Below are 14,978 nucleotides of genomic sequence, written 5' to 3'. Positions count from 1 at the left end.
GCGACGATCGGCTGCATCGGGGGTTCGGCTTGCTCACATTCGAATGGATCATCGGGCTGTTGCTCGCGGCGGTGGCGCTATCGGCGTTGGCGCGGCGGATCAAGGTGCCCTACCCGACCTTCCTGGCGCTCGGCGGCGTGCTGCTGACGCTGCTGCCGTGGGCCCCGACCTGGGCGCTGGAACCGAAACTGGCGCTGGCGCTGTTCGTCGCGCCGGTGCTGCTCGACGCCGCGTTCGACACTTCGCTGCGCGATCTCCGCAACAACTGGCTGCCGGTGTCGACGCTGGTGGTGGTCGCGGTCGGCGTCACGACGGCGGCGGTTGCGGTGGTCGCGCATTGGCTGCGCCCGGACATGCCGTGGGCGGTTGCGATCGCGCTCGGCGCCATCGTGGCGCCGCCGGATGCGGCCGCGGCCACCGCGATCCTGCGCCAGGTCAACCTGCCCTACCGGATCCAGAAGATCCTCGAAGGCGAAAGCCTGCTCAACGATGCCAGCGCGCTGTTGATCTATCGTGTCGCGGTCGGCCTCGTCGCCGCCGAGCACATGAAGATCCGCGAGTTCGTGCCGTCCATCACGATTGCGCTGGTCGGCAGCCTCGCCGCCGGCTTCCTGTTCGCGCAAGTCTGGATGATGATTACGCGTCGCATCACCGAGGCGCCGAGCGCGATCATCACGCAGTTCGGCGGCACTTTCATGGTGTGGATCATTGCCGAGCATCTCGGGCTGTCCGGCATCCTCACCATCATCGCCTATGCGATCACCATCTCGCGGACCGCGCCGGCCCGCACATCGGCGCGGCTGCGCGTGTCGTCCTACGCGGTGTGGGAAACCGTCGTGTTCGTGCTCAACGTGCTCGCCTTCATGCTGATCGGCCTGCAGTTGCGCCCGATCTGGTCCGGGCTCGACGACGAGGTGCGGTGGAAGTATTGCAGCTTTGCCGCCGCGATCCTCGCCGTCGTGATCCTCGCCCGCATCCTCTGGGTAATGCCCTACGGCGCGCTGCTGCGCACACTGAAGACGCGCAACCTGCTGCCCGCCCACGTGGTGGACGCCGTGCCGACCTTGAAGCGCGGCTTCATCGTGTCCTGGTGCGGCATGCGCGGCATCGTCACGCTGGCGGCGGCGTTTGCGCTGCCTGAATGGTTTCCGTATCGCGATCTGATCCTGCTGACGGCGTTTGCCGTGGTGCTCGGTTCGCTCGTGATCCAGGGGTTGACGCTGCGGCCATTGATCCTGGCGTTGAATTTCGCTGACGACGATCCGGTCGGACGCGAGGCGGCCCATGCCCGCGGCGTGGTGTTTCGCGCCGCGCTCGACGAGATCGACGCCGACCCGTCGGAGGAGGCCGAGATCCTGCGGCTCGAATATCGCGCCGTGCTGCTGCGCGCCGAGAATGATCCCGACGGCGGCCTGACCTCGCGCGAGCTGCCGTCGGATCCGCTGCGCCGCCGCGCCATCGCCGCGGCGCGTCAGGCATTGCTCAATCTGCGCCGCATCGAGGCGATCGGCGACGACGCATTCCATCTGGTCGAGGAAGAGCTCGACCGCGCCGAGCTCAGCGTGGAGGCCTAAAGCGCCATGAGGTTAGGATGAATAGCCGCCGCGACAGCACTGCGCTCCCTCTCCCCGTTCTTTACGGGGAGAGGGTTGGGGTGAGGGGCTGTCTCCGCGTAACCGGCGATAGCTGCATTTGCGGAGAATCCCCTCACCCGGAATGCATCTAGCGATGCATTCCGACCTCTCCCCGCACGCGGGGCGAGGTAAAGCGAAGTTCGCTGCTCAGGCGCCCGACTTCACGCCCCCGACTTGGAGGTGATGCCGCCGTCGACCACGAGCTCGATGCCGGTGACATACTTCGATTCGTCCGACGCCAGGAACAGCGCGGCATTGGCGACGTCCCAGGCGTCGCCCATATGCCCCATCGGCACCTGCGCGTCGCGGGCGCGCCACATCGCCTCGACATCGCCCTTGGCGTAGCTCTGCGCCAGCCCGGCCGAATGCGCGACCATCGGTGTCTTCATCAGTCCGGGCAGGATCGCGTTGACGCGCACATGCTTCGAGGCGAACTCGACCGCGGTCGAGCGCGTCATCTGGTTCATCGCGGCCTTGCTCGCGTTGTAGCTGACATAGGAAATGCCGACATGGCGGATCGAGGCGATCGAGGAGATGTTGATGATCGAGCCGCCGCCCTGCTTGATCATGACGGGAATGACGTGCTTCATCGACAGATAGGCGCTCTTGAGGTCGACCGCGAAGACGCGGTCCCACTCGGCTTCCGCAACTTCCACCACGCTGCCGACCTCGGCGATGCCGACATTGTTGTCGAGCACGTCGATGCGGCCGTAGGCCTTCAGGCAGGCCGCGACCATCGCCTCGACCTCGCCGGCGCGCGAGACATCGGCGGTGAATGCGGCAGCCTTGCCGCCCTCGCCGGTGATGATGCCGACGGTCTCCTCCGCAGCGGCGCCGTTGCGATCGACGCAGAAAACGCTGGCGCCCTCGCGCGCAAAGGTGACGGCGGTCGCCTTGCCATTGCCCCAGCCGGGCCCGATCGAGCCCGCACCGACCACCATCGCAACCTTGCCCTTGAGCCGATCCATCGGTCTTTCTCCCTTGTTGTTCTTGCAGCCGGACCGTAGCCCGGATGAGCGAAGCGATATCCGGGGGCGCTATCCCCGCATATCGCTGCGCTCATGCGGGCTACGGATTCTTGCACACCCTGATCGTCGTGACATTAGCACCGATCGGATGCCCGATAATCTCCGATAAGGTCTGGCAGCGTCCCTCCTGGCACAGGTGCCATTCACCCGCGGCGCCGGAATTGCCGAGCACGACCTCCGCCCTTGGCATCGGCGGGGGCGACCATTGAAACCAGCCATCGACAAGGCGCGCCTCCGGCGGCGGCTCCATGCCGGCGCCGGTGCCCTTGACGCGCGCCTGTTGCAGCGTCAGCCCGGCCGGCGTGACCAGCCAGTCCTCCTGCCACGCGCTCTTCTCGATCGAATGCGTCCAGGCGAGCGTGAACGCCGCAATCGACAGCGCCTTCACGACTCCCGCGGAAGCGAGGCAGAGGCTCAAGCCGCCGCCACCGCATTGCGCGGACGCTGCCGCCATTGCCATAGCACGACAGCAGCAGCGAGCGTGAAGCCCGCTGTATCCGAGAACGGGAAATCGCCGAGCAGGCAGAGCGCGGCGCCGAACGCGACCAGGATCTCGATGAAAGTCAGCCGCGTGAACAGGAAGCCGATCGCGACGATGCCGAACAATCCGATCGCCACCAGCGCCTTGAAGGTCGCCAGCGCCACCGCGCCGTAGAAGCCGAGTTGCGCCTGCATCGGATCCCCGGTCTGCAGCATCAGCGCCGGCGAATAGACGAAGATGAACGGAATGACGTAGCCGGCAAGCGCGATCCGCATCGCCTCCCAGCCGATCTTGTCCGGGTTCTCCTTGGCGATCGGCGCCGCCGCCAGGGCCGCGAGCGCAACCGGCGGCGAGAGGTCGGCCATGATGCCGTAGTAGAACGCAAACATGTGGCTTGCGATCAGCGGCACGCCGAGCTTGGCGAGCGCCGGTGCGGCCAGCGCCGCGGTGATGATGTAGGTCGGGATCGTCGGGATGCCGGTGCCGAGCAGGATCGACAGCAGCATGGTCATGATCAGCGCCAGGAACAGGCTCTTGGCGCCGAGCCCGATGATCCAGCTGCCGAAGATGGTGCCGACGCCGGTCTGCGTCATCATGCCGATGATGGTGCCGACGATGGCGCAGGCCATGCCGACCGTCAGCGCCGATTTGGCGCTGTCGGCGAGCGAGTCGCGGCAGGCTTTCAGGGTGGCGCGGCCGCCGCGGGTGATCGCCGCGATCACGATGAGACCGGCGACGACGCTGGCGACCGGAACGATCTCGATGCCGTGGCGCGACACCGCGGCAACCACCAGCGCGAGGCCGATCCAGAAGATGTAGCGCACGATGGTGTTGGAGAAGCCGAGCGTGATGCTGGCGCCGAGGATCAGCGCGACCGTGAGCGCAAGGCCCATGCTGCCGGCATAGAGCGGCGTGAAGCCCTCGAACAGCATGTAGACCAGCGCCGCGAGCGGCAGCACCAGATACCAGCGCGCCACCAGCGCCTTCCAGGCGCTCGGGATCTCCGAGCGCTTCATGCCGACGAGGCCGTGCTTGCCGGCCTCCAGATGCACCATCCAGAACGCCGAGGCGAAGTAGAGGACCGCCGGGATCACCGCGGCCTTGACAATCTCCGAATAGGGCACGCCGAGCGTCTCGGCCATGATAAAGGCGACCGCGCCCATGACGGGCGGCATGATCTGGCCGCCCATCGAAGCGGTGGCCTCGACGCCGGCGGCGAAGGCGCGGCGATAGCCGAACTTGATCATCAGGGGGATCGTGAACTGGCCGACGGTGACGACGTTGGCGACGCCCGAACCCGAGATCGTGCCCATCATGCCCGAAGCGAACACCGCGACCTTGGCGGGGCCGCCGCGGGTGCGGCCGAACAGGCCGAGCGAGACGTCGGTGAACAGCTGGATCATGCCGGCGCGTTCCAGGAACGAGCCGAACAGGATGAACAGGAAGATGTAGGTCGCCGAGACATAGATCGGCACGCCGTAGAAGCCTTCGGTGCCGAACGAGAGATGGGTGACGATCTGGTCGAAGTCATAGCCGCGGTGATTGAACGGCGACGGCAGATATTGGCCGAAGAACCAGTAGAGCAGACAGGCGCCGCACATCAGCGGCAGCGCCGCCCCCATCAGCCGCCGCGTGCCCTCGAAGATCAGGACCGCGAGCAGCGTGCCGACCGCGAGGTCCATGTTGGTCGGATCGCCATCGCGGGCGATCAGGTCGGCATAGAAGATCCACTGGTAGAGCCCGCAGAGGAACCCGGCGGCGCCGACGATCCAACTCACCGCGCGGCCGAAATCGGTCTTGGCGGTGAAATTGCCGATCAGGCCGAAGGTCAGGAGGATCAGGAAGCCGACATGGACGCCGCGCACCACCTGGCTCGGCAGGTAGTTGAAAGCTGCGACATAGAGCTGGAACACCGCAAAGGCGAGACCGATGGCATAGGCCAAGTGCCCCAGGCGCCCGGGCCGAAGCCTTCCGGAAAGCCATGCTCGAAATTGTCGAATTCAACCTTGATGGGCTGCTCGCCCTCAACCTGCTGCTGCATATGATCAGTCCCCCGCCGTGCCAACGGCGCTTATATCCACTGAGTCCGCCCACCGAAAGCCGGGACAGGAAAAACGCGCCACGTCATTGCGAGCGAAGCGAAGCAATCCATCGCGCCACAAGGGGAGAGATGGATTGCTTCGTCGCTTCGCTCCTCGCAATGACGGCAAGGAGCAGACGTTCCGGCCCTACTTGATAAGGCCCTTCTCCTTGTAATAGCGGATCGCGCCGGGATGCAGCGGCACCGGGCTGCCGGTCGCGGCGGCCTCGAGCTTGATCTCCTTGCCCGCGGCGTGGGCATTGGCGAGCTCCGGCAGCGATTCGTAGACCAGCTTGGTCATCTGATAGGCGAGATCGTCCGACACCGCGCTCGAGGTCACGAGGTAGTTCACGACCGCGGCGGTCGGCACGTCCTTGTCCTGGCCGGTATAGGTGTTCGCCGGGATGATCACGGAGACGAAGGGCGGACCGATCTTGTCGACGGTCTCCTTCGGCACGGCGACCACGGTGATCTCGCTCGAGGTCGAGAGATCCTTCAGCGAGGCGACGCCGAGGCCGGCGGACTGCAGCGTGGCGTTGAGCTGGCGGTTCTTCATCAGATCCACCGATTCGGCGAACGGCAGGTACTCGACCTTGCCGAGATCCTTGTAGCTCATGCCGGCGGCCGCGAGGATCGCGCGCGAGTTGAGCTCGGTGCCGGACTTCGGCGCGCCAACCGACAGGCTCTTGCCCTTGAGATCGGCGAGCGTCTTGATGCCGCTCTCGGCGGTCGCGACGATCTGGATGTAGTTCGGATAGATCGCGCCGATGGTGCGCAGCTTGTCGAGCTTGTTCTTGAAACCGGCCTCGGCGTCGCCTTCCCAGGCGGCTTTGAGCGAATCGCCGAGCGTGAAGGCGATCTCGCCGCGGCCCTGCTGCAGCAGCACCAGGTTCTCGACCGAGGCCTTGGTCGCCTGCACCTGGGTTTTCACGCCGGGGATCTTGTCGCCGTAGATCTTCCCCATCGCGACGCCGAGCGGATAGTAGACGCCGGAGGTGCCGCCGGTGAGCACGTTAATGAACTGCTCGGCCTGTGCGACAGGCGCGGACAAAACGCTGGCTGCCACGATCGCAGCAGCCATCAACTTGGAATTCATGAGTATTATTCTCCCCTTAAGCCGGCCGGAAATTGGCTGGACACCCCCGCCGGGTCAACCCATCCAAATGACGCATGCGCGGCGGAAATCCCCGATAGCAACACCACTTTACCTGCGCAGGAACTCGCCGCCTGCGGCCGGGTTGAGGTGCGCGATCTCGCCGCGAGGTACGATTTGCAGCCGTCCGGGACGACCGTTGGGCGCGCGCTCGATGCGTTGAACTTCTTCCTCGCCGATGTGCGGGACGGGCTTGGCCCCTATCTGGCGATCTGCCTCCTGACCGAACGGCAGTGGGACGATGCCGGTCATTGCCGTCACCGCCGCGTGCCTCGTGCTGCCGCTGCTCGATCGGTTCGAGCTGGTCGCCGCGACGCAGCCGCTGGCGGCTCGGTGTTCGCGCCGGCGATCGCCGCGGGACACTTGGCATTGTCGGACCCAAGGCGTTCGCAGCGCGGACCGGCCGCAACAAAGCAGCGAAGATCGGCTTGCGGCCCCAGATGTCGGCCTGAGCACCGCTGTCGCCGGATTCATTGTTGTCCATGCCGGTTACAGCGCTGCATTCCTGTTCCTTGCAGCCGTCGCTTGTGCCGCGCTTATCGGCTACTGCGCGTTGATGCGGGAGACGTTGCGCGCGGCAACGACGACGTCACGCACATCTGCATTGGCATCACAAGACGGGTGATCTGATTCGCCATCGGCGCCCCACGGAGCACTCTGCGTGATGCGATCCGATGTCCGACAATGGCGCAGTGCCGCGTCTGCGTCGACGCGACAACACAGTCATTAACGCCGTCTCTCGATGACACACGCGCGCAGTGTTTCTGCCGATGTGCAAAGTCGGACGCGATCGCGCTCATGAATGTCAGATGACGCATTTGTTGCACGTGTAACGGCGGTGAGACGTCGCGATTCCTGGGTCATTTGAATCGAATTGAATCCTTTAAGGTTAGCGAGGCAATCAATGTATGAACCAGAAATTTCCATGATTGCCGCCGCTCTAGGATGTACGAGTCAAGCCGGGGTAACTACGGATAAGGCGGGGCATGAATCACATCAGTCATATCGGACACGCACGAGCCGGCTGGTTCGGACATCGCAAGCTGACCCCACGCGCATGCATTGCGGACAGCAAAAAACACCTTCGGACCTTCCTCGCCGAGGCGCTGGAAGACCTCGGCTTCATCACAAGTGAATGCAGCCAAGCGTTGGAACTCGACACCGTTCTGGACGCGGAACGGCCCGATCTCTTGGTGCTCGGTGTGTCCGTGGACGGCATCGAAGTCAGTAAAATTCTCGAGACTTTGGTGAGAAAGGACTATGGCGGCAAGGTCCTGGTCATCGGACAGCCCGACTCGATCATCGTCAAGGCGGTCCGGCAAATCGGCGATGAGTACGGCATCGCCATGCTGCCGGCGCTGTCGACGCCGTTCAGCGCCGGGACCCTTCGCGACAGTCTTGCCTCGTTGATGCCGCTTGAACCCGCGCCGAGCCCGGCGGTGGACGTGCCCGAAGCGCTGAAGGCCGGCTGGCTCGAGCTGTGGTATCAGCAGAAAATTCATCTCCGGACGCTGGTCCCGAGCGGCGCCGAGGCGCTGATCCGGATGCGCCACCCTGCCTGGGGCGTCGTGCCGCCGGCCTACTTCATCCCGGACGAAAGCGACCCGCATTTTCATGCGCTGTCCGAGTTCGTGATCGAGCGCGCAATCGAGGACTGGCGCTATCTCATCGAGCAGATCGGGCCGGTCAATCTCTCGATCAATCTGCCGATCTCCTTCCTCGCCGACGATCATGCCGTGCGCGAGCTCTGTTACCGGATGCCGGATCATGCGGCCTTCGCGGGCCTCTTGATCGAGATCGACAGCACCGAGGTGGTCGACAATCTGGATCTGGCGATCGATGTCGCCCGGCGCGTTCGGCTGCACAATATCGGCATCTCGATCGACAATGTCGGCGCGAACTGGCCGTCGCTGCTGGGACTGCCGAACTTTCCGTTCGTCCAGCTCAAGGTCGACCATCAATTCGTCACCGGCTGCGCGGATCAGCGCCTGAAGCAGACGGTGTGCCGGCGCGTCGTGGAGCTGGCCCACGACAACGACGCGCAGGTCGTGGCCCAAGGGGTCGAGACGCGCGCGGACTTTCTCGCCGCGCACGAGATGGATTTCGATCAGGTCCAGGGCTACCTGTTCGGCAAGCCGATGGGCGTCAAGAAGTTCGCCCGCTCGCGCATGCACTTCTCGGAGAAGGAGCCGGCCTCCTGAGGCGCGGCGTCGTCAGGCTCGAACGTCGCGATCGATCGCGCGCAGCGCTTCGCCGCGCGCGATCAGGCGTTTTGCATTGGAATAGGTCGGGACCTCCAGCAGCGAGCCGTCGAGTTCGACGCGCCCAAAGCCCTTTGTCCGCGCCGCTTCGAACGCCGCGACGATCCTGCCCGCCCGGCGTAACTCCTCCTCGCTCGGCGTCAGGACGCCGTTGACGATCGAGGCATGCGCGGGATCGACCAGGCTCTTTGCGGTGTAACCCAGCCGGCGCGCCCAGATCGTGTCGCGTTCGACGCCTTCAGCGTCGCTCCAGGTGTAGGGACAATCGACCGCGACGACGCCGGCGGCACGACATTCGACGATGAAGCGCTGCCGCGCGTAAGCGAGCTCCAGGCCGTCGCTGCCGCGCTCGGCACCAAGATCGGCGGCGAGATCTTCGGAGGCCATCAGGCAGCCGATGATGCGCCGGCTCGCCGCAGCGATCGCACCGGTCTGCACCAGACCGCGCGCGAACTCGATATTCGGCAGCAGCGACGTCAATCCCTCGGCGATACCGTAGTCGCGCTCGAACCGCGTCACCGCCTCGTCGAGCCTGACGACATGGTGCGGCTCGGCGACCTTCGGCAGCGCGACGATATCCGGACGTCCGCGCATCACGGCGGCGAGATCGTCCATCCCGTCCTGGTCCAGCGGATTGACGCGGACCGCGACCGTCACGCCGTGGTCGCGCCAGGCCGCGTAGAGCTCGGCAGCCAGGGCCCGCGCCTTCGGGCGCAGCGATGGCGGCGTAAAATCCTCGAGCTCGTGGATCAGCACGTCGGCGCCGCTGGCGGCCGCGTGCTGCAGCACGTCCTCGTTGGCACCTTCGAGAAACAGCCAGGAGCGGCACAGCGGGGCCGGGCGCAGCTTGCGCATCACGCTATCAGCGCCGCCGTCACTGGAACGTCATGTCGAGGCATTTCGAGATGTCGGAGCCGAGGCCGGACGAGATGGTGATGCAGCCGCGGATCTTCTGGGTGTTGACGTCGTTCGCCCAGATCGCATAGCCGCCCGGACCGAAGAACGAGTTGGTGTTCGGCGGCTCGGTCTCGGTGGCGTCGAAGGTGTAATTGCCGTCGGTCTCGAAGATGCGCGGCTTCTTGGTGCAGCCGCCGTCGGCCTGCACGTTGATGACCTCCTTGTTGTCCCGCGTCAGCGCCAGCGAGACCTGGCAGCGGAAATATTCCGAGGTCTTGGCATTGAACAGATAGGCGTAGGACTTGCAGGTCGCGGTATTGAGCTTGCCGGCGGACAGGCCGCGGCTGCAGGAGATCCGCTGGTTGTTGGAGAGCCTGAACTCGTCCGCCTGCGCGACTGACGCCAGCGTCATGAACGACAGAGCGACACCGATTCCGATCTTCATGACGTGGTTCATCCTGATCATCCCAAGGTCGTGTTTCCGGCAATCAAAGCGTTTGTAAACGGTAACGCGAAAATAGTCGCCAAGCTTGATGCGGGAATTCACAAAGTCGCCGATCCGGCGAGCGGTCGCGCCGATTGTCGTATTGACGCGCGAACATCGTTCGTGATTTGTTCAAAAACGTGGGGACGACGCCGTTTTCTCGGCCGGAGGTGGATCATGACGCATTTTTTGACCAAGACTTTTATTGCGACTGCGGCGTTTGCCGCGCTGACGACCTGCGCATTCGCGCAGGAGGCTGCGCCCTGGGAGCTGAAGCCCGACATGGGCTACGCCTATGACAAGGACGGCAAGACCTGGTCCTACAAGATGGGCACCAACAACGCCGGCACGCTGCTGAAGGGCGCCAAGAAGGTGCCGAAGGGGACGCTGTTCTTCATCGGCCAGAACGGCCAGCTCTACATGCGCTCCGGGCCCTATCTCGAGGGCGACGGCAAGTTCAAGTTCGGCTCGAATTAGAGCGTTTTCGAGCGAAGTGGACGCCGGTTCGCGTAAAGAAAACGCGTCAAGAAGAGTCCAGGGCTTCGGTTCTGATTCAATCAGAACCGAAAATGCCCTAGCGGTTTTCGGCAGGTATCAGAACGCCGTGGCCAATTCCTTCGCGCCCGGCTTGTTGCTGTTGAAGTCCATCCGCTCGTTGGTGACGGCAAGCAGCCTGGCCACCGTGTTGTGGCGGATGGCGACCGGGTTGCGCTCGTAGCCGGAGCGCTGGAAGAAGTTCGCGGTCGGCACCTGCTCGCGCATCGCCTGCGGCATGGTCACCATGTCGAGCCCGGTGCCGTCGCCGGTCAGGTTCATCATCTCAAGCTCGGCCGCGGTCAGCGGCCGGCTGTAGCCCTTGTTGCGGGCGAAGATCACCGAGGTCAGCAGCTTGTGGGTCTGCAGCATCGGGCCGACATCGATGTCGAGCACCATGGCATGGCACGCCCAGCCCTGCGGCGTATCGGCGAGGCGCGCATGCGCCGACCAGTCGTCGGGCACGGTGCGGGTAAACGCGACCATCTTCTTCAGCACCGCGAGCTTGTGCTCCATCGCCTTGCGCGCGGGCCCCTGCGTCCTCGCAACCCGCTCGGTCAGGTCCCGCACGAATTCATGGCCCTGCTCGGCCAATAGCTCGACGGTGTTGGTGGTGAGCAGCTGGTTGTAGCCCATCGCGGTGGAGATGGCGCGCTTGCCACCGTGCTCGATGCCCGCCTGCACGTCGTAAGTGCCGGTGCCGCCGGTCTCGAACGAATAGACCCGCACCGCCTGCTCCGGCGTCAGCCCCGCGGCGCGCGCGTAGCGCGCATAGGCGCGCTTGAACTCGACCTCGCTGGCCGGCCGCTGCGGCGTGAACTGGAATTGCTCGGCCGCCGCCCTGACCAGATCCGAGGCCACCGGAAGCGTCTTGGGCGGACGCGGCGGTTTGCCTTCCTCCTCTTCCGGAGCCGGATTGACCGGCCGCTTCGGACCCTCATAGACCGGCGGCTGCTGCAGCACGTAATCGTCCAGCGAGATCTGCACGCGGTCGCGGCGCTTGGCGTTGCGGCCGCGCCTCTTCTCGGCGACCGCGTTCCAATAGGCACTGGCGTCCTGCTCGAAGGCGGCGCGCGCCTCCTGATATTCCTGCAGCTTGCGGCGATATTCCATGATCGCCTGCGGCGATGCCTGCGCCATCGCATTGGCGACAGAAGGCGGCAACGCCCCGGCCTCGCCGGCAAACACCGACGGCGCGCCGGCGACGAGCGCGAGCGCGAAAAATCCAGGGCACAGGCGAATCAATTGCGGGCGCATGGCCTCGTTGTAGCAAGCATGGCCGCGAAGTCAGCCCGGAATTGTCCGGATCGCAGCGGCCGGATGCCGCGATCGATGCAGAATATTCGCCACAATGCGGTGTTCTCCGACGAAAGCCTTGGAGATCGCGATGAGAACGGCACTCTGGCTCGCCGCCGCCTGCGCGTTGACGCTCGCCCCACCGGCGTGCGCCGAGCGTCCGGATTGCGGGTCGTTTCCGGATACGCGTTCACGCTTCACCTGTTACGAGAATGTGTCGCGGGCGCCTCCGGAACCCGAGGTCGCAGCGCATTCGCCTGGTGCGCAGAGGAAATCAATGAAGATGAACGCCCGCAAGCGGCATCACAAATAGCGTCATCGTCGCTACTTCCATGCGAATACCGGCTGCTCCAGTTCGGCGACGCGGGTGCTGCGGCCGGCCAGCACCTCGCGGAATTGATAGATCAGCGCGGCAGTCGGCGCATGAATCTGCTGGCCACCGAGGCGGAAGCGGATCACGCGGCGCGAGCTCTCCGGGATCGTGACGAAGCTGAACGCGTCCTCCAGCTCGATCGCATCGAGGCCGATGCGGTGGACGGAAGCGACCTCGTCGGGGTTCGGCATGATCGCCGCATGCGCGCCGGCCCAGACCACGACCGGCGTGATCAGATAGCCGGACCGCGTCGGATAGTCGTCAAGCATGCCGAGCACGTCGCTCGGGCCAAGCGCGAGCCCGAGCTCCTCATGCAGTTCGCGCAGCGCGGCCTCGGCCTGCGTCTCGCCGGCATCGCAGCGCCCGCCCGGCAACGCCCATTGCGCGCTGTGGGCGCGCAGGCGCGCGCTGCGGCGGGTCAACAGGAACGCCGTGCCGCTGCCGTCGTCGCCTTCGGTCAGCGCGATCGCGACCGCCGCGCGCTTCAGCGTCGGCGCGGCATCCGCCGGCGCCAGGCGTGCGAATGCGGCACAGAGCTCTGCGATATTCCGCCGGGTGGCATCGTCAAATGTGCGGGCCATTGACCTTGACTACAACACAACAGCGTTTGATGAAATGACTGCTACCACATGCCTCCTGCGATCAATCATCAGCAACGGACCCCACCTCATGACGGCCAAGGCCGCGGACAAACTCAAATCCGACGGCTGGAAGATCGCCGAAACCACAGGATTCCTGACCCTGATCGGCCCGTTGTGGGAACGGTTGAAGGACGGTGCGCTTGAACTCGCGCTGATCACCGAGGACAAGCACCACAATCGCCGCGGCCTCGTGCAGGGCGGCGTGATCATGACCTTCGCCGACCGCGCCTGCGGCATGGCCGCACGCTTCGTCTCGGGCAAGCCGACGCTTGCGACCGTGCAGCTCGATACCCATTTCGTCGAGGCCGGCAAGATCGGCGAGATCCTGACGACGCGGCCGCGCGTGGTCCGCTCGACCCGCAGCCTGATCTTCATCACGGCCGAGGTGACCGTCGACAAGCGCTGTATCGCGATGGCCAACGGCGTGTTCAAGATCCTGAAGAACGACAGCTGACCTTTGTCATTCCGGGATGGTCCGAAGGACCAGACCCGGAATCTCGAGATTCCGGTTCGATGCTGCGCATCGCCCCGGAATGACCGCAGGAAAGGAAAGTCCGATGCAATATCGCCAGCTTGGCCGCAGCGGCCTGAAGGTCTCGCCGATCTGCCTCGGCACCATGATGTTCGGCGGACCGACCGACGAGGCGACCTCGGCGCGGATCGTGGTGAAGGCGCGCGAGGCCGGCATCAACTTCATCGACAGCGCCGACGCCTATAATGGCGGCAAGTCCGAGGAGGTCGTGGGGCGCGCGATCTCGAACAGCCGGTCGAACTGGGTGCTCGCGACAAAACTCGCCAATCCGGTCGGCGACGATCCCAACCACGGCGGGCTGTCGCGCCGCTGGGTGTTCCAGGCCGCCGACGAGAGCCTGAAGCGGCTCGGCACCGACTACATCGACGTCGACTATCTGCACAAGGAAGATCACACGACGCCGCTCGACGAGACGGTGCGCGCGATGGGCGACCTGATCCGCGCCGGCAAGGTGCGCTATTTCGGCGTCTCCAACTACCGCGCCTGGCGCGTCGCCGAGATCTGCAACATCTGCGACCGGCTCGGCATCGACCGTCCGGTCGCGAGCCAGCCCTATTACAATGCGATGAACCGGATGCCCGAGGTCGAGCATTTTCCGGCCTGCGCCTATTACGGGCTCGGCATCGTGCCCTATAGCCCGCTGGCGCGCGGCGTGCTCACCGGCAAATACGCGCCCGACGCGGCGCCACCCGCGGACACGCGTGCGGGGCGCAACGACAAGCGCATGATGCAGACCGAGTGGCGGCCGGAATCGCTCGAGCTCGCGCAGGAGATCAAGCGCCACGCCGAAAGCAAAGGCATCACCGCCGGGCAGTTCGCGGTGTCCTGGGTGCTGAACTCGTCGTTCGTCAGCGCGGTCATCGCGGGGCCGCGCACCGAAGTGCAATGGGACGACTATATCCGCGCGCTCGACTACCGCTTCACCGCCGAGGACGAAGCCCTGATCGACCGCCTCGTCGTCACCGGCCATCCCTCGACGCCGGGCTTCAACGACCCCGCCTATCCGATCGAGGGGCGCCGCGCGCGGAGCGGATCGTCGCTGTAGCGGCAGCGTCACAATTTTAGTTTTGCGCTCCGCCCGCCGTCATTGCGAGCGGAGCGAAGCAATCCATCGTGCCGCAAGCGGAGAAATGGATTGCGTCGTCGCTGACGCTCCTCGCAATGACGGTGTGTTGCACTCGCTCGGTACGGATAACCCGCTCGGCAACGCCGAAGTTACGTTTCGTAGCTTCCGAATTGCGCAAGCGTCGCACAGGCTGCAGCATCAGGGCATGGAAATGCTGATGCTGGTGCTGCAATGACGGCATCCAATGTACTGGACTGGATCGTGGCCCTCCTCGTCTGCTGGGCGAGCCTGACCGCAATTTTCGAGCCGCGGCGCGGTGCCTCGCAATGCGACGTGTCCACCGCGACGAGCAGCGCGCCGCAAGTCGCACTGGCGGCCCCGACGCAGGCGGAGTTGGAGGAGATGATCCGCGACATGAAGCTGCATGATTGAGAGGGATCGGCAAACCGCGAAAAACTTCCTCATCGTCCCCTAAATGAAACAGGGCGGCGCCGAAGCGCCGCCCTGCCCTGATTGCC

General features: G+C 65.0%; 14 protein-coding genes and 2 pseudogenes. 8 read left to right on the top strand and 8 right to left on the bottom strand.

Going from position 1 to position 14,978, the window contains the following annotated elements; all coding sequences use genetic code 11:
* Nucleotides 1-29: 29 nt before the first annotated feature.
* Nucleotides 30-1,574, top strand: coding sequence for a cation:proton antiporter (locus ACSKB9_RS28955; protein ID WP_310882938.1), 1,545 nt, complete (start codon nt 30-32; stop codon nt 1,572-1,574).
* 221 nt (nt 1,575-1,795) lie between these two features.
* Here the strand turns inward: ACSKB9_RS28955 and ACSKB9_RS28950 are convergent, their stop codons facing one another.
* From ACSKB9_RS28950 to ACSKB9_RS28935, 4 genes and pseudogenes are all read right to left on the bottom strand, one after another.
* Nucleotides 1,796-2,602 (bottom strand): SDR family NAD(P)-dependent oxidoreductase, encoded by an 807-nt coding sequence (locus ACSKB9_RS28950; protein ID WP_438077376.1) that lies wholly within the window; start codon nt 2,600-2,602, stop codon nt 1,796-1,798.
* Between the two features lie 100 nt (nt 2,603-2,702).
* Entirely contained in the window at nt 2,703-3,116 is a 414-nt protein-coding gene (locus ACSKB9_RS28945; protein WP_438077374.1) for a DUF1850 domain-containing protein, read from the bottom strand.
* A pseudogene (locus ACSKB9_RS28940) lies at nt 3,077-5,184 on the bottom strand (TRAP transporter permease). Before ACSKB9_RS28940 ends, ACSKB9_RS28945 begins: the two are co-directional and overlap by 40 nt.
* Before the next feature lie 187 nt (nt 5,185-5,371).
* A complete protein-coding gene (locus ACSKB9_RS28935; protein WP_018269641.1) occupies nt 5,372-6,319 on the bottom strand; it encodes a TAXI family TRAP transporter solute-binding subunit in 948 nt (315 codons plus the stop codon).
* Between the two features lie 216 nt (nt 6,320-6,535).
* Between ACSKB9_RS28935 and ACSKB9_RS28930 the strand changes: the two are divergent.
* Nucleotides 6,536-6,792, top strand: a pseudogene (locus ACSKB9_RS28930) (MFS transporter); the annotation flags it as partial.
* Nucleotides 6,793-7,362: 570 nt separating this feature from the next.
* Nucleotides 7,363-8,577 (top strand): EAL domain-containing response regulator, encoded by a 1,215-nt coding sequence (locus tag ACSKB9_RS28925; RefSeq protein WP_438077372.1) that lies wholly within the window; start codon nt 7,363-7,365, stop codon nt 8,575-8,577.
* A gap of 12 nt (nt 8,578-8,589) precedes the next feature.
* On the opposite strand, the gene ACSKB9_RS28920 is transcribed toward ACSKB9_RS28925, so the two are convergent.
* Both ACSKB9_RS28920 and ACSKB9_RS28915 read right to left on the bottom strand, forming a co-directional pair.
* Entirely contained in the window at nt 8,590-9,492 is a 903-nt protein-coding gene (locus ACSKB9_RS28920; protein ID WP_438077370.1) for an HpcH/HpaI aldolase/citrate lyase family protein, read from the bottom strand.
* Between the two features lie 19 nt (nt 9,493-9,511).
* Nucleotides 9,512-9,991: a hypothetical protein gene (locus ACSKB9_RS28915; RefSeq protein ID WP_028334752.1), complete on the bottom strand. Its 480-nt coding sequence runs from the start codon at nt 9,989-9,991 to the stop codon at nt 9,512-9,514.
* A 204-nt stretch (nt 9,992-10,195) separates the two neighbouring features.
* Between ACSKB9_RS28915 and ACSKB9_RS28910 the strand changes: the two genes are divergently transcribed.
* Nucleotides 10,196-10,495 (top strand): hypothetical protein, encoded by a 300-nt coding sequence (locus ACSKB9_RS28910; protein WP_016845604.1) that lies wholly within the window; start codon nt 10,196-10,198, stop codon nt 10,493-10,495.
* A gap of 117 nt (nt 10,496-10,612) precedes the next feature.
* On the opposite strand, the gene ACSKB9_RS28905 is transcribed toward ACSKB9_RS28910, so the two are convergent.
* Both ACSKB9_RS28905 and ACSKB9_RS28900 read right to left on the bottom strand, forming a co-directional pair.
* Nucleotides 10,613-11,809, bottom strand: coding sequence for a hypothetical protein (locus ACSKB9_RS28905; protein WP_438077367.1), 1,197 nt, complete (start codon nt 11,807-11,809; stop codon nt 10,613-10,615).
* A 363-nt stretch (nt 11,810-12,172) separates the two neighbouring features.
* On the bottom strand, nt 12,173-12,802 hold the full coding sequence (locus tag ACSKB9_RS28900) for an NUDIX hydrolase (protein ID WP_438077365.1): 630 nt from the start codon (nt 12,800-12,802) through the stop codon (nt 12,173-12,175).
* 88 nt (nt 12,803-12,890) lie between these two features.
* Here ACSKB9_RS28900 and ACSKB9_RS28895 point away from each other — a divergent pair, with 88 nt between their 5' ends.
* The 4 genes from ACSKB9_RS28895 (at nt 12,891) to ACSKB9_RS28880 (ending at nt 14,892) form a co-directional block, all read left to right on the top strand.
* Nucleotides 12,891-13,316, top strand: coding sequence for a PaaI family thioesterase (locus ACSKB9_RS28895; protein ID WP_028334748.1), 426 nt, complete (start codon nt 12,891-12,893; stop codon nt 13,314-13,316).
* 103 nt (nt 13,317-13,419) lie between these two features.
* Entirely contained in the window at nt 13,420-14,439 is a 1,020-nt protein-coding gene (locus ACSKB9_RS28890; protein ID WP_438077363.1) for an aldo/keto reductase, read from the top strand.
* A gap of 85 nt (nt 14,440-14,524) precedes the next feature.
* Nucleotides 14,525-14,695, top strand: a complete 171-nt coding sequence (locus ACSKB9_RS28885; protein ID WP_438077361.1) for a hypothetical protein — start codon at nt 14,525-14,527, stop codon at nt 14,693-14,695.
* On the top strand, nt 14,692-14,892 hold the full coding sequence (locus ACSKB9_RS28880; RefSeq protein WP_438077359.1) for a hypothetical protein: 201 nt from the start codon (nt 14,692-14,694) through the stop codon (nt 14,890-14,892). The genes ACSKB9_RS28885 and ACSKB9_RS28880 overlap by 4 nt, the downstream gene beginning before the upstream one ends.
* Nucleotides 14,893-14,978 lie beyond the last annotated feature (86 nt).

This window comes from Bradyrhizobium sp. BR 1433, from assembly GCF_051547665.1.
Classification (GTDB): Bacteria; Pseudomonadota; Alphaproteobacteria; order Rhizobiales; family Xanthobacteraceae; genus Bradyrhizobium; species Bradyrhizobium australafricanum.
This window is presented reverse-complemented; position numbering and strand designations above follow the sequence as displayed.

What these genes read in the sequence shown, in the direction of transcription:
- ACSKB9_RS28950 (WP_438077376.1), bottom strand. Translation starts at nt 2,602, where the DNA reads ATGGATCGGCTCAAGGGCAAGGTTGCGATGGTGGTCGGTGCGGGCTCG.
- ACSKB9_RS28945 (WP_438077374.1), bottom strand. Translation starts at nt 3,116, where the DNA reads ATGGCGGCAGCGTCCGCGCAATGCGGTGGCGGCGGCTTGAGCCTCTGC.
- ACSKB9_RS28935 (WP_018269641.1), bottom strand. Translation starts at nt 6,319, where the DNA reads ATGAATTCCAAGTTGATGGCTGCTGCGATCGTGGCAGCCAGCGTTTTG.
- ACSKB9_RS28925 (WP_438077372.1), top strand. Translation starts at nt 7,363, where the DNA reads ATGAATCACATCAGTCATATCGGACACGCACGAGCCGGCTGGTTCGGA.
- ACSKB9_RS28920 (WP_438077370.1), bottom strand. Translation starts at nt 9,492, where the DNA reads ATGCGCAAGCTGCGCCCGGCCCCGCTGTGCCGCTCCTGGCTGTTTCTC.
- ACSKB9_RS28915 (WP_028334752.1), bottom strand. Translation starts at nt 9,991, where the DNA reads ATGAACCACGTCATGAAGATCGGAATCGGTGTCGCTCTGTCGTTCATG.
- ACSKB9_RS28910 (WP_016845604.1), top strand. Translation starts at nt 10,196, where the DNA reads ATGACGCATTTTTTGACCAAGACTTTTATTGCGACTGCGGCGTTTGCC.
- ACSKB9_RS28905 (WP_438077367.1), bottom strand. Translation starts at nt 11,809, where the DNA reads ATGCGCCCGCAATTGATTCGCCTGTGCCCTGGATTTTTCGCGCTCGCG.
- ACSKB9_RS28900 (WP_438077365.1), bottom strand. Translation starts at nt 12,802, where the DNA reads ATGGCCCGCACATTTGACGATGCCACCCGGCGGAATATCGCAGAGCTC.
- ACSKB9_RS28895 (WP_028334748.1), top strand. Translation starts at nt 12,891, where the DNA reads ATGACGGCCAAGGCCGCGGACAAACTCAAATCCGACGGCTGGAAGATC.
- ACSKB9_RS28890 (WP_438077363.1), top strand. Translation starts at nt 13,420, where the DNA reads ATGCAATATCGCCAGCTTGGCCGCAGCGGCCTGAAGGTCTCGCCGATC.
- ACSKB9_RS28885 (WP_438077361.1), top strand. Translation starts at nt 14,525, where the DNA reads ATGGATTGCGTCGTCGCTGACGCTCCTCGCAATGACGGTGTGTTGCAC.
- ACSKB9_RS28880 (WP_438077359.1), top strand. Translation starts at nt 14,692, where the DNA reads ATGACGGCATCCAATGTACTGGACTGGATCGTGGCCCTCCTCGTCTGC.